Origin of the sequence: Pseudoneobacillus rhizosphaerae (assembly GCF_917563885.1) — a bacterium.
Taxonomy (GTDB): domain Bacteria; phylum Bacillota; class Bacilli; order Bacillales; family Cytobacillaceae; genus Pseudoneobacillus; species Pseudoneobacillus rhizosphaerae.
The window spans coordinates 31417-43715 of record NZ_CAKJTG010000031.1; the positions used below are offsets into that span (position 1 = coordinate 31417).

Sequence of the window (12299 nt, forward strand, 5' to 3'; positions counted from 1 at the left end):
TCCAATTGTTGGGAATTATAATCTAATTTATTGACATACTAAAAGTTGACTATTATTAAGGAGTTGCTAACCATGAACTTTTATCCGTATGAAGAGGATTCTTTCCTATTTTCGAAAAAGTCAGCTAGAAATGTCTTTATTGTTTTAGTGCTTTTGTTTTTTTCCATATATATAGGGTCAGAGCGATTTGGATATTTTGATATGGCTTTATATGGGTATTTATGGGCAACCGTTTTATGTTTTGTATTACTAACGATACGGATTACATCATGGACACTAAGACCTCCGACAAGGAGATTGTGGAAACAAGGGATTAAAATGATGTTAAGTCCAAAAGGGTTTGTGTTTGCTTTAAAAACTCTTTATGCCAGTATCGGAGAGCAAAAGTTTATTAGAAATCGTTCGTTTTATCGTTGGTTTCAGCATATGTTCATTTCTTGGGGAGTTTTGTTTTCATTTGGTATTACTTTTGCCCTTGTGCTTAATTGGCTTCACTTTGAATTGGTTGACTCTAAGACATATGCAGCAGTAGCGTTTGGAATCCCGTTATTTCGAATGGGTGTAGATTCCATACTAGCTATTGCGATTTACCATGGATTAAATTGGACGGGAATTGCGGTTATTATTGGCTGCTCCATGGCCTTGTATCGAAGAGTGACGGATGAAAAAAAGATTGTTGAGCAATCGAAGGAGTATGATTTCTTTCCACTTTTATTATTAATTGCCATTAGTATTACAGGCTCGTTACTAACTGTTTCTGCTCTATGGATGGAGGGTGCCTTTTACTTTGGAATTGGACTAGCGCACCAAGTAACGGTGATTGTTTTCCTTTTATATTTTCCATTCAGTAAGTTTTGGCATTTACCACTTCGATTTTTGGCGGTAGTTGTTCCAATGTATCATGCATTACAGGCTCAAAAGCCGTGTGCAAGATGCGGTAGAGAGTATGCAACGGGAACGCAAATTAAAGATGTTCAACTAGCCCTTCAAAAAAGACATCTTTCCGTTCCGATTGACAAGACGGGTCTCCACTTTTCAGATATGTGTTCGGAGTGTCGAAGAGTGAGTCATCGTCTTGGAGGGTACGGGGCAAAAATTCATTTAGGTCAAGCGGGACTTGTGTTAGAGACGAATGGGAAAAATGGTCTTCAATTGGAGAAAGGGGAAAAAGGTTAGATGGGTCATATTCAAAATAAGGACTACTCTCAAAGAGATTTCGATCCCATTGTACGGGATGGCGAAGAGCTTATCTCAACTCATTGTTGCTTCTGCGGAATGCAATGTGGGATGAATATTCGCGTGAAAATAGCTGATCAAACAGTAGTTGGAGTCGAGCCTCGATATGACTTCCCGATGAATGGCGGAAGACTTTGTCCGAAGGGTGTAGCCGCTTATCGTCAAGCGGAGCTAGGAGATCGACTAAAAACTCCACTTATTCGGAAAAATGGAAAGCTTGAACCAGCAACATGGGATGAAGCGATGGATTTAATTGTTTCAAAGATACAGGACATTCAAGGTAAGTACGGAAAAGATGCCTTTGGAATATATAGTGGTTCCTCGATGACCAATGAAAAGTGTTACTTAATGGGAAAATTCGCTCGAATTGGTCTCGGAACGAAGAATATTGATTATAACGGACGCTATTGTATGTCGTCAGCGTCAGTTGGGTTTAACCAAAGTATAGGAATTGATAGAGGATCTACTAATCCTTGGTCAGACATAAAGTTTGCGGATGTGCTATTAATTGCTGGCTCCAATACAGCTGAATGTCATCCACTTTCTATGCCGTATATATGGGGTGCTCGCGACAGAGGGGCTAAATTAATTGTTGTCGATCCTAGACAAACGAAAACAGCGTTAGTGGCGGATGTCCATCTGGATATTCGACCAGGTACAGATGTGGCCATCGCAAACGGTCTTCTCCATGTCATGATTGAAGAGAACTTAGTTGATCAAGAATTTATTGATAATCATACGACAGGATACGAAGAATTAAAGGAATTAGTGAAAAAATATACTCCTTCACATGTTTCAGAGATTACAGGCGTATCGGTAGATAAAATTGTGACAGCGGCGAGAATTTTCGGACAAGCGAAAAATGGGATGACGATGTTTGCTCGTGGTGTAGAACAGCACGCAACTGGTACGGATTCAGTATCTAACTATGTCAATCTTTGTTTAGTAACTGGAAAAATGGGACGAAAGGGCTCAGGAGTAGCCACATTTACTGGCCAGGGAAATGGACAAGGTGGAAGAGAGCATGGTCAAAAAACAGACCAGTTGCCAGGCTTCCGAAAGATAACCGACCCTAAGGCAAGAGAATACATTGCCGGTGTTTGGGGAGTGGAGGAGTCAGAAATTCCTGGACCAGGACTATCTGCCTTTGAAATGCTTCAAGCTCTTGGGAAAGAAATTAAAGGACTTTTATTAGTATGCAGCAATCCAATCGTCTCTTCTCCAACGGTTAAGGATGTTGGTGGATATTTGAAAGACCTAGACTTTTTCGTATGTATGGATATGTTTTTATCAGAATCAGCAGAATTAGCTGATGTTGTCTTACCATCAACGGTATGGGTTGAAGATAATGGGACCATGACAAATGTAGAGGGGCGAGTTCTAAGAGTGAAAGGAGTCGACCGTACTCCTGGTGAAACGAAACGCGATTGGAAAATCATTTGTGAGCTGGCCGAACGCCTTGGCAGAGGTAAGTATTTTCAATTTAATTCCCCAGAGGATATTTTTAACGAGCTTCGTGTCGCAAGTAAAGGCGGAATTGCTGACTATTATGGAATTACCTATGAAAAGCTCGAAAAAATGCAGGGAGTATTTTGGCCCTGTCCGACAGAGGAGTCGGAAGGGATGCCAAGACTGTTTGAGGATTTGAGATTTAATTTCCCAGATGGAAAGGCAAGAATTTTAGCATTTGAACATAAGGGACCGAATGAAAAAACAAGTAAAGAGTATCCAGTCATTCTGTCCACTGGACGAGTCGTGTTTCACTATTTAAGTGGTAATCAAACACGTCGTATCGAGACATTACGTAATTTTTGTCCTGATCCATATGTTGAAATACATCCTAGCTTAGCTAAGAAATATAACATCTCTAATGGAGAAACAGTGAAAGTATCAAGTCCAAGAGGCAGTATAGAGCTTGTAGCGAAAATAACGAAAATAACGCGAGAAGACATGGTCTTCGTTCCTTATCATTGGGGTAAAGAATTAGCAATTAATCATTTGACAAACCCAGCATTAGAACCAAAGTCGAAAATACCAGAATTTAAGGTATGTGCGGTCAAATTAGAAAAAACGTCAGCAGTTGTAGGTGAAAACCATGGCTAAGGTTTTATATATTGATTACGAAAGGTGTATTGGTTGTAAAGCCTGTGTTATTGGTTGTGAAGAGTGTAGTGGGCATGATCATTTATCAAGAATGTTCGTTGACGAGCTCAACCCTGGTGAGACTGTCGCAACTTCCCCTACACCGTGCATGCACTGTGTTACACCAGCATGTGCTGAATCATGTCCGGTACAGGCTATCGCTATTGCAGATGATGGAACAGTCTTATCCGCATCATTAGAAAAATGTATTGGCTGTAAAAACTGTACATATGCATGTCCATTTGGGATTCCTAGAGTGGATGATGTGAAAAAAATGATGTACAAATGCGATATGTGCTATGACCGTACATCGAAAGGCAGACCACCAATGTGTGCCAGCGTGTGTCCGACCGATACGATCCGCTTTGTTGATGAAGAAGAAATTAAATATGATCCACCAAAGCCAGTTCAATTTAAATGGGATTTTGGTGGAACGGTTATCGAAACACGAACTGTTATCGGGTTACCTGATACAGAAACCCACCGATTTGGATATAGAGAGGGCGAAGGTGTTCAAGAATGAAGAAAATTGAGGAATTTCTTCGGCGAATCTCTTTTAACATTAGAAGAGATAAAGAATTAGAATTGAATCGAAGAGGGTTTATTGCCTCTACGTTATCATTAATGGGGGTCATGTTTTTAAGCTCTACTCCGTTATTGGCCTTATCGAAAAAGAAAGATAAGGAAGCTCATAAGAAGGAGCTTTTTATCGTTAATGAAACAGATATTCCAGTAGGAGAAAGCATAGGGTTTAACTATCCAGATGAAAATGATCCAGCCCTGTTAATACGTATTTCCGAACAGGAATACCGAGCCTACAACATCAAATGTACGCATTTAATGTGTCCTGTCTATTGGGAAAGAAATACGGGGAAACTAACTTGTCCTTGTCATAATGGCTTCTTTAATGTCGAGGATGGTTCGGTTATTGCGGGACCACCTCCTCGACCGTTACCTTCCATACAACTGAAATTTAAAAACAAAGAGATATATGCTGTTGGAATTACTCAGGCTCAGCACTAGGAGGTTAATAACTTATGAAAATGGCTTGGTGGGTTTTTATGAGTTTACTGACCGTTCAAATTATTCTCATCCAATATATGGTGGAAGAATATTTAGCGGGACATTATGATAATCTTTTTTACTATGTACTTGCTTTAGGATTCATGTTTATCATTACAGTTATCACCTATCTCTTCTTTAGAAGAGTAGACAAAATAATGGATCACTAATAAAGGGGGCAGATAGTTTGCAGCAGAACAATGCATTTGATAATGAAAAACTAAACTCATTAGTAAAAGGGTTTTTCCATAAAATCCATGCCGATGACCTTTTGCAAAACCTGTTTAAGGATCATGATCAGGAACGAATCCAACATCACCCACAGACGTTTCTTTCGCATGGTTTTGGTGAAAATCAATATAGTCAAACTGAAATTGCAGATGCTCATAATCAATTATCGATTAGCGATGAGCATTTTGAATCGATGGTAAACCATTTCATTACCACTCTTGATGAAAATGGGTATAGTGAAGAGGAGAGAAATAAGGTTCGAGAAGTATTAAGAGGATATAAAAACGATGTTACCGGAAAGGCATAGAAAATGGTGTCCAGTTTTGGACACCATTTTCTATGCAATAGAATCTTGCACTTTATCTGCTAATTCATTGTATTTATCAAAAAGATAGGATCCTTTTTTATAAATAGATGGTTCAAAATCATCTTCTTTTGGAGCAAATATTGGAAATTGAGCAATTAGCTCGGTGCCAAGCTTTGAGGCTAATTGCTCTGATCCGCCTTTACCAAAGATGTAATATTTCGCATCTTGATCAGGTGGCTGAAAGAAAGCCATATTTTCAACGATACCTAATATTTTATGATTATTACTTGATGCCATTTTTCCAGCTCGTTCGGCAACATGCGATGCCGTTGGATGCGGTGTTGTGACTAGTAATTGATGAGAGCTGGGAATTAATCGATTGACATCCATCGCGACATCCCCAGTTCCAGGTGGCATGTCAATGACAACATAATCTAGTGGTCCCCAGATGACTTCATTAATAAATTGATTAATCACTTTGCCAAGCATTGGTCCGCGCCAAACGACAGGATCATTATTTTTGACGATAAAGCCCATAGACATAATCTTCACCCCGTGCGAATCAACAGGGATGATTTTATTATTCATCGATTTTGGCCCAAAGCTAATATTCATCATGCTAGGGATACTACTTCCATAAATATCAAAATCAATTAATGCCACAGATTTACCTTGTCGACTTAAAGATACCGCAAGATTTGCAGCTACCGTTGATTTACCGACCCCGCCTTTACCAGAAATGACGGATATGATTTTTCCAGATAACATTTATTTCACCTCTAAAGTTTATTGACAATATTTCATTGATGTTTGGATGTAGTCTAACCATGGCTTCCAGTTCCGAATAATATAGGCTGAATCACCATTAGGTAAATAGCCTAAAAAGCTTTTGGAGTCATCGATGATTGACCCCTTTCTTAAATGTGAAATCACATCATGTATGATTATAAATTCATCTAATAGTAGCTCACTAGAATACTGAATTGTAACCACGTTCTGAGAAACGGCAATATCACCGATCACTTTATCAGTAGTAGAAAGATGGATTTGGTAATGTACCGCACTTACCTTTCTAATAAAAGGTGATGTCATAATAGAGGAGTTCACGTTTTCCTCATATGTAATGGTAGTAGATAACAGGATTAAGCCCCCCTTATTTCTTCACTATCTTAAGTATGGGCAACATTCCTTATACTTCAAACATAGTTAGGCTTTTTAATAGAAGAAAACGAGTTGAAATTAAGAAAGAGGCTTTTACACCTCTTTTTGTTCTAATTCTCTATAGGCTTCCATAAACCGCTCATAGGTTTCTTTGCCATATTGATCAATATTATTTTTGAAAAATAGCTCCATCGTTAAATCTCTAGCCTGTTTCAAGGAACAATTTCGCGAAACCAGAATTAGGTTAATGTAAGACAAAAAGTAATTCATTCCTAACGAGCCCCCATGATTAACTGTCATATGAATGGCCCCCTTTGCTAAATAAGATAAAAGATAAATCCTGATACGGTTGACATGGTAATAACAGATAGGATAAACATTACGACTAATTCCTTTTTAAAGATAGATTTTAATAGGATAATTTCGGGTAAACTTGCACCTGCAGAACTAATGATCATCGCCATGACTGGTCCTAAGGCCATTCCTTTTGCAATAAGGATTTTTGAGATGGGAATCATGCTGGATAGTCGAATATATAAAGGTACACCGATAATAGCCGCAATAGGAATGAGCCACCAGTTATCTTTACCAAAAACAGTAGATATCCACTCAGTAGGAACCAATCCATGAATAACAGAACCGATCAAAGCACCAATTAACAAGTATGGATACACACTTTTCATCAAATCAAAGGTTTCTTTAAGGGCAAGCTTTACATTGAATTGTTGATTTTTTTCTTCATAGCCAGTCATCACAACATTTCTTACATATTTCTCAAAACCAAACGCTTCAAGAGTGAAACCAATTATTATGGAGAAAACAGTAGTTAAAACCGTATAGATAATGGTTACCTTCCAGCCTAATACTACACCCATAAGGGTTAAGATCGTTGGGTCAAGTACTGGAGAAGCAAATAGAAAAATCATGACAATTCCAAAGGGCATTTTCTTTTTCAACATATTCACTACTACTGGAATCGTGGAACAGGAGCAAAAGGGAGTGATGAACGCAAAGACAATGGCTGCAAATGCGGCAATTCCTTTGTTTTTCCCAGATAATTTCTTTTCAATTTTTTCATAAGGGATATAACCTTGCAGCAAACTGATAACGAATGAAATGACGATGAACAGAACCGTTAATTCCGCTGCGATATACAGGAAACTTTTTAATGTATCCAACCACATAATGTAATCCCCCTTAAATTAGCAAATGACGCAGTTGCTATTGTCCATTTTGGATTTTTTATTATTTAAGCTTCCTAAAAATTTTTGAAAGACATTTTGAAAATGACTTTCCTTTTTTAGCGAATTGAATTTCCAGGCTTCACGGGATGTGGCTTCGATTTCCTGTACCTTAGAATTGGCTAACATTTCATTTTGATAATACATACTAATCTCTCCTTTAATCAAATAATATTGATATAATAATCAAAAAAAATTGATATAATACATAAAAAATTAACAGTTAGGCGGTCGAAACAAGCAACAAAGTTCTTCTGATAATAAGTGATTAATTTCAATTTGATTGAGCTGGTAATAACTCCAGGTTCCTTTTGTTTCTTTTGTAATTATCTTGGCATCCAATAAAACCTTTAAATGATAGGATAACTTTGATTGAGTCATATTCACTAAATGGGCTAGATCACCAACACTTATTTCTCCCCTTTCGGTAAGAAGATTCATGATTTGTAATCTTTTTTGGTCGGCAATCGCTTTAAATTTCAATTCAAATTTTTCCAAGACCCTTCTTTTTGAAACATCCTGTAAATTTAGCTGCAGATTCATTTTTAACACCTTCTTTTTAAATCAAATTTATTTGATGTAATTATCATATATCCAAAAATTTCTAATGTCAATCTATTTATCAAAAAAAATTGATTAAATATTTTAGAAGTTAAAAAGGCATAATTAAATACATTAAAAGATTGACAATCAAATACCCGTTTGAATAAGATATAATCAAATGAATGTTTGAATATTAAGAACAATTTTCGGAGGTGATGGACCGTGGCGGAAGCAAAAGAACTGAAAGTCGACAGACAGGTTTTTAGGTTGGAGAATCTTTCTTGAGCGAGCTGTGCGAATAAGTTCGAACAGAACGTAAAACACCTGGATGGTGTTTCTGATGCAAAAGTAAATTTTGGAGCTTCTAAAATTACAATATATGGTCAAACGACGATTGAAGAAATAGAAAAAGCAGGAGCTTTTGATAATATTAAAGCTAATCCTGAAAAAGGTCCTCAAATTGAACAAAAGCAGGAGCCTTTCTGGAAAGTGCACTCGAAAATTATGGTTTCCCTACTATTTATAGTGTTAGGGTATTTTTCTCAGTTAACTATTGGTGAAGATGGCTCCCAAACCATTCTTGCGTTTTTAGCAGCTATCTTAATCGGAGGATACTCATTATTTAAGGTCGGTTTAAAAAATCTAGTCAAACTACAATTTGATATGAAGACCCTTATGACCATTGCAATAATCGGAGCAGCAATTATTGGAGAATGGAGCGAGGGGGCAGTAGTAGTCATCCTTTTTGCGATTAGTGAGGCGTTAGAGAAGTATTCGATGGATAAGGCTAGAGCGTCGATTCGTTCCCTGATGGATATCGCCCCTAAAGAGGCTTTAATAAAGAGAAATGATAAAGAAATGTTGATCCACGTCGAGGATATTATTGTAGGCGACATTATGCTCGTAAAGCCGGGGCAAAAAATTGCTATGGATGGACTGGTCATAAATGGAAATTCCTCAGTCAATCAAGCAGCCATTACTGGTGAATCTGTTCCTGTCGAAAAACAAGTAAATGATGAAGTATTTGCTGGTACCTTAAATGAAGAAGGAATGTTAGAAGTAAAAGTAACAAAACGAGTTGATGACACGACTATTGCTAAAATCATTCACCTGGTAGAGGAAGCTCAAGCAGAGCGCGCTCCTTCTCAGGCATTCGTTGATAGGTTTGCTAAATATTATACTCCAACGATTATGCTCGTTGCGGCTTTAGTGGCGGTTATTCCTCCATTATTAGTTAGCGCCGACTGGTCGGTCTGGGTATATCAAGGCTTGGCTGTATTAGTAGTGGGATGTCCATGTGCTTTAGTTGTTTCTACTCCTGTATCGATTGTGACGGCAATTGGCAATGCAGCTCGTAACGGAGTTTTAATCAAAGGCGGTATTTATCTGGAGGAAACAGGTGCATTAAAGGCAATCGCTTTTGATAAAACAGGTACTCTGACAAAAGGTGTTCCTGTTGTGACGGATTTTGAAATCACTTCAGATATCACAGACCATAATCAGATTCTCTCAATAATAGCCACTTTGGAATATCGTTCCCAACATCCGTTAGCAGCTGCGATTATTAAAAGGGCAGAACAAGAAGGGCTACCGTTTAAAGGGTTAGAAGTAAGGGAATTTAGTTCGATAACGGGAAAAGGGATTAAAGGAACTGTTGAAGGCTTGACTTATTATATTGGCAGCCCTAAATGGTTAGAGGAATTACTGGATAAAGGGTTAAATCAAGAAGTTCAAGGGCACATTCTTACGATGCAGAACCAAGGAAAAACGGTAATGGTTATAGGAACTGACAAAGAAGTAAAGGCTCTTGTTGCTGTAGCGGATGAAGTAAGAGAAACTAGTCGTACTGTTATTCAAAAGCTACATGCGTTAGGAATCAAAAAAACAATTATGTTAACCGGTGATAATCAAGGTACTGCGAAGGCTATTGGAAGCCAAGTGGGTGTCTCAGAAGTTCAATCAGAACTTCTACCACAAGATAAATTAGAATTTATTAAACAGCTTCGACAAGAATATGGTAAGGTCGCCATGGTTGGAGATGGAATTAACGATGCGCCTGCTCTTGCAGCGGCAACGGTGGGAGTTGCGATGGGGGGAGCGGGTACAGATACTGCTTTAGAAACGGCTGATATTGCCTTAATGGGTGATGATTTAAGAAAACTACCTTTTACAATCAAGCTAAGCAGAAAAGCCTTACAGATAATTAAGCAAAACATTACCTTCTCCATTGTCATTAAACTAATTGCTCTATTGCTAGTCATACCTGGTTGGTTAACGCTTTGGATTGCGATATTTGCTGATATGGGTGCGACTCTTTTAGTAACGTTAAATAGTTTACGATTATTAAAGGTGAAAGATAAATAGATAGAAAGCTTCTCTAATTTGGGAAGCTCTTTTTTTATGCTTTTGTCCAAATAGAGAATCGTTAACTAAAAGTTCACAAAATAAATAGCACATTGCTTTACATACTATAGGGGGGTATAATATAATTAAATTCAAGGGAGGGTAACAAAATGGAAAATGAACTTGATAAGGATGATTTTTTATCAGAAGAAGATGAAGGCTGTTGCACGTTAACGAGTGACAGGAAAAGCCATCATTCTGATAAGGTTAAGAAAAATCTAGTTACCCGATTAAACCGAATTGAAGGTCAGATTCGTGGAATAAAAGGATTAATAGAAAAAGACACCTATTGTGATGATGTTATTACTCAAATTTCCGCAACTCAATCCGCTTTAAACAGTGTGGCCAAGCTTTTATTAGAAGGGCATCTAAAAAGCTGTGTGGTTGAAAGAATCCAAGAAGGCGACATGGAAGTATTAGATGAAGTCCTAATTACGGTACAAAGATTAATGAAAAAATAAAGGAGTGTTAACCATGGAAAAAGTAACATTAAATGTTTCAGGTATGTCTTGTGGGCATTGTGTAAAAGCAGTGGAAGGAAGCGTTGGTGAACTAAAAGGTGTTTCCGCTGTTAAAGTAAACCTTGAAAGTGCTACTGTTGACGTAGAATTCAATTCTTCAGAGGTTACTATTGATGCGATTAAAGAAACAATTGATGATCAAGGCTATGATGTAAACTAAGATAGTCTTAAAGCGGCCGTGCTAGAAAATAGCACGTTCTCTTTTTTTAAAAAATATACCCTATACAGGTATAAAAGAGGAGTTAAACAAAACTTATTCTGGGCATTTGCTTACAATATCATTGGAATTCCAATTGCTGCCATTAATTTACTTGCTCTGTGTCTGGCAATAGCTACTATGGCGCATTCAGTTCTGTTTCCTTTGTTTTAAATGCCCTTCGTTTGCAAAGAGTAAAACTATAGAGGTGAAATCGTTATGAAAAAATGGGCAATCTCGGCTGTTGTATACCTTCTTGTTGTCGTTGGAGCATATTATGCTTATGTATCCTTTACTGGTAATGAGGTTAACCATTCAGGTGAAGATGAAAATCATAGCGCCGAAACGGAAAACAGTGAAGAGGCAGGACATGAAGAGGGACACGAAGAAAACAGTGAAACCTTAGGGCACGAAGAAAATAATGGGGATAGTCATGCTGAACACGGCGGAGATCATAATAGCGAAGTTTTACCAATGCTACATGAGGAACGTGGAAATATCTTTATCACTTTGAAAGACATGAACGGGAATCTCGTTTCTAATTTAGAAGTGAACCATGAAAAGCTCATGCATTTAATTGTTGTCGGGACAGATTTACAGGTGTATAAGCATTTACATCCTGAATCTACCGAGCCCGGAGTTTATAAAGTGGGGCATGGATTAGAGGATGGGGAATATAAATTTTTCGTCGATATCAAACCGAAAGATCTTGCCTATGAAGTTCAACCTATTAACTTTATTATTGGAAATCCTGATGAGGGACATGAACATGGTTTACAGGTAGATGAACAGTTAGTTAAGGAAGTGGAGGGTCATTCTGTTACTTTACAGCCCACTTCTCTGAATGTAGATGAAGATATTCAACTTAAATTTGACTTGAATGGGGAGACACCTGAACAACATCTTGGAGCATTGGGGCATGTTGTCATCCTTGACGAAAAAGCAAAAGAATATATTCACGTTCATCCGTTTGATGGGAATGAGCCCATATTTGAAACAAAGTTTACGGATTCAGGTATTTATAAAATTTGGGCAGAGTTTAAGTTTGATGGAGAAGTATTTGTTTTTCCGTATGTGGTAGAAATTAAATAGAGAAATTAATAGGTGAGACGAAAAAACCGCACTCCAATTAATAATAAACCGTTCCGTTTTGAGGTGCAAATCCTGTAAATGACAATGAAAAAGGCGTGCAATCTGACAACAGATTTGACACGCCTTTTTCATTTATGTTGGAGTCTTTGACATCAATAAATTTA

16 protein-coding genes are annotated in these 12299 nt (G+C 37.7%); 10 read left to right on the forward strand and 6 right to left on the reverse strand.

Annotated features, from left to right (window positions below; translation table 11 throughout):
* Positions 1 to 72: 72 nt before the first annotated feature.
* From LRP83_RS20015 to LRP83_RS20040, 6 genes are read left to right on the forward strand one after another with little or no spacing between them, the layout of a single operon-like run.
* On the forward strand, positions 73 to 1176 hold the full coding sequence (locus LRP83_RS20015; protein ID WP_230498516.1) for an MFS transporter: 1104 nt from the start codon (positions 73 to 75) through the stop codon (positions 1174 to 1176).
* Positions 1177 to 3339 carry a formate dehydrogenase subunit alpha gene (gene fdhF / locus LRP83_RS20020; protein ID WP_230498517.1) on the forward strand — a complete coding sequence of 721 codons (2163 nt, stop codon included), beginning with the start codon at positions 1177 to 1179 and terminating at the stop codon, positions 3337 to 3339.
* Positions 3332 to 3901, forward strand: a complete 570-nt coding sequence (locus tag LRP83_RS20025; RefSeq protein WP_230498518.1) for a 4Fe-4S dicluster domain-containing protein — start codon at positions 3332 to 3334, stop codon at positions 3899 to 3901. The genes fdhF and LRP83_RS20025 overlap by 8 nt, the downstream gene beginning before the upstream one ends.
* The gene (locus tag LRP83_RS20030; RefSeq protein ID WP_230498519.1) at positions 3898 to 4401 is read left to right on the forward strand and encodes a QcrA and Rieske domain-containing protein; all 504 of its coding nucleotides are present in this window, start codon (positions 3898 to 3900) and stop codon (positions 4399 to 4401) included. Before LRP83_RS20025 ends, LRP83_RS20030 begins: the two co-directional genes overlap by 4 nt.
* 14 nt (positions 4402 to 4415) lie before the next feature.
* Complete coding sequence (locus LRP83_RS20035; RefSeq protein WP_230498521.1) at positions 4416 to 4610, forward strand: hypothetical protein; 195 nt, start codon at positions 4416 to 4418, stop codon at positions 4608 to 4610.
* 17 nt (positions 4611 to 4627) lie between these two features.
* Entirely contained in the window at positions 4628 to 4978 is a 351-nt protein-coding gene (locus LRP83_RS20040; protein ID WP_230498522.1) for a group I truncated hemoglobin, read from the forward strand.
* Between the two features lie 30 nt (positions 4979 to 5008).
* Here LRP83_RS20040 and LRP83_RS20045 read toward each other — a convergent pair whose 3' ends face one another.
* The 6 genes from LRP83_RS20045 to LRP83_RS20070 form a co-directional block, all read right to left on the reverse strand.
* Positions 5009 to 5746: an Mrp/NBP35 family ATP-binding protein gene (locus LRP83_RS20045; protein ID WP_230498523.1), complete on the reverse strand. Its 738-nt coding sequence runs from the start codon at positions 5744 to 5746 to the stop codon at positions 5009 to 5011.
* A gap of 18 nt (positions 5747 to 5764) precedes the next feature.
* Positions 5765 to 6085 (reverse strand): hypothetical protein, encoded by a 321-nt coding sequence (locus LRP83_RS20050; protein ID WP_230498524.1) that lies wholly within the window; start codon positions 6083 to 6085, stop codon positions 5765 to 5767.
* A gap of 147 nt (positions 6086 to 6232) precedes the next feature.
* Complete coding sequence (locus LRP83_RS20055; protein ID WP_230498526.1) at positions 6233 to 6439, reverse strand: hypothetical protein; 207 nt, start codon at positions 6437 to 6439, stop codon at positions 6233 to 6235.
* 17 nt (positions 6440 to 6456) lie between these two features.
* Entirely contained in the window at positions 6457 to 7323 is an 867-nt protein-coding gene (locus LRP83_RS20060; protein ID WP_230498527.1) for a permease, read from the reverse strand.
* Positions 7324 to 7341: 18 nt separating this feature from the next.
* Positions 7342 to 7527: a hypothetical protein gene (locus tag LRP83_RS20065; protein ID WP_230498528.1), complete on the reverse strand. Its 186-nt coding sequence runs from the start codon at positions 7525 to 7527 to the stop codon at positions 7342 to 7344.
* Between the two features lie 69 nt (positions 7528 to 7596).
* Positions 7597 to 7923 carry an ArsR/SmtB family transcription factor gene (locus LRP83_RS20070; protein ID WP_230498529.1) on the reverse strand — a complete coding sequence of 109 codons (327 nt, stop codon included), beginning with the start codon at positions 7921 to 7923 and terminating at the stop codon, positions 7597 to 7599.
* Positions 7924 to 8163: 240 nt separating this feature from the next.
* Here LRP83_RS20070 and LRP83_RS20075 point away from each other — a divergent pair, with 240 nt between their 5' ends.
* The 4 genes from LRP83_RS20075 (at position 8164) to LRP83_RS20090 (ending at position 12135) form a co-directional block, all read left to right on the forward strand.
* On the forward strand, positions 8164 to 10287 hold the full coding sequence (locus tag LRP83_RS20075) for a heavy metal translocating P-type ATPase (RefSeq protein WP_230498536.1): 2124 nt from the start codon (positions 8164 to 8166) through the stop codon (positions 10285 to 10287).
* 149 nt (positions 10288 to 10436) lie between these two features.
* Positions 10437 to 10787 carry a metal-sensitive transcriptional regulator gene (locus LRP83_RS20080; protein ID WP_230498531.1) on the forward strand — a complete coding sequence of 117 codons (351 nt, stop codon included), beginning with the start codon at positions 10437 to 10439 and terminating at the stop codon, positions 10785 to 10787.
* A 13-nt stretch (positions 10788 to 10800) separates the two neighbouring features.
* The gene (gene copZ, locus LRP83_RS20085; RefSeq protein WP_230498532.1) at positions 10801 to 11007 is read left to right on the forward strand and encodes a copper chaperone CopZ; all 207 of its coding nucleotides are present in this window, start codon (positions 10801 to 10803) and stop codon (positions 11005 to 11007) included.
* Between the two features lie 255 nt (positions 11008 to 11262).
* Complete coding sequence (locus LRP83_RS20090) at positions 11263 to 12135, forward strand: DUF8832 domain-containing protein (RefSeq protein WP_230498534.1); 873 nt, start codon at positions 11263 to 11265, stop codon at positions 12133 to 12135.
* Positions 12136 to 12299: the final 164 nt, after the last annotated feature.

Excerpts from the sequence above, each read along its gene's own strand:
- LRP83_RS20015 (WP_230498516.1), top strand. The coding sequence starts at position 73 with ATGAACTTTTATCCGTATGAAGAGGATTCTTTCCTATTTTCGAAAAAG.
- fdhF (WP_230498517.1), top strand. The coding sequence starts at position 1,177 with ATGGGTCATATTCAAAATAAGGACTACTCTCAAAGAGATTTCGATCCC.
- LRP83_RS20025 (WP_230498518.1), top strand. The coding sequence starts at position 3,332 with ATGGCTAAGGTTTTATATATTGATTACGAAAGGTGTATTGGTTGTAAA.
- LRP83_RS20030 (WP_230498519.1), top strand. The coding sequence starts at position 3,898 with ATGAAGAAAATTGAGGAATTTCTTCGGCGAATCTCTTTTAACATTAGA.
- LRP83_RS20035 (WP_230498521.1), top strand. The coding sequence starts at position 4,416 with ATGAAAATGGCTTGGTGGGTTTTTATGAGTTTACTGACCGTTCAAATT.
- LRP83_RS20045 (WP_230498523.1), bottom strand. The coding sequence starts at position 5,746 with ATGTTATCTGGAAAAATCATATCCGTCATTTCTGGTAAAGGCGGGGTC.
- LRP83_RS20055 (WP_230498526.1), bottom strand. The coding sequence starts at position 6,439 with ATGACAGTTAATCATGGGGGCTCGTTAGGAATGAATTACTTTTTGTCT.
- LRP83_RS20060 (WP_230498527.1), bottom strand. The coding sequence starts at position 7,323 with ATGTGGTTGGATACATTAAAAAGTTTCCTGTATATCGCAGCGGAATTA.
- LRP83_RS20065 (WP_230498528.1), bottom strand. The coding sequence starts at position 7,527 with ATGTATTATCAAAATGAAATGTTAGCCAATTCTAAGGTACAGGAAATC.
- LRP83_RS20070 (WP_230498529.1), bottom strand. The coding sequence starts at position 7,923 with ATGAATCTGCAGCTAAATTTACAGGATGTTTCAAAAAGAAGGGTCTTG.
- LRP83_RS20080 (WP_230498531.1), top strand. The coding sequence starts at position 10,437 with ATGGAAAATGAACTTGATAAGGATGATTTTTTATCAGAAGAAGATGAA.
- copZ (WP_230498532.1), top strand. The coding sequence starts at position 10,801 with ATGGAAAAAGTAACATTAAATGTTTCAGGTATGTCTTGTGGGCATTGT.
- LRP83_RS20090 (WP_230498534.1), top strand. The coding sequence starts at position 11,263 with ATGAAAAAATGGGCAATCTCGGCTGTTGTATACCTTCTTGTTGTCGTT.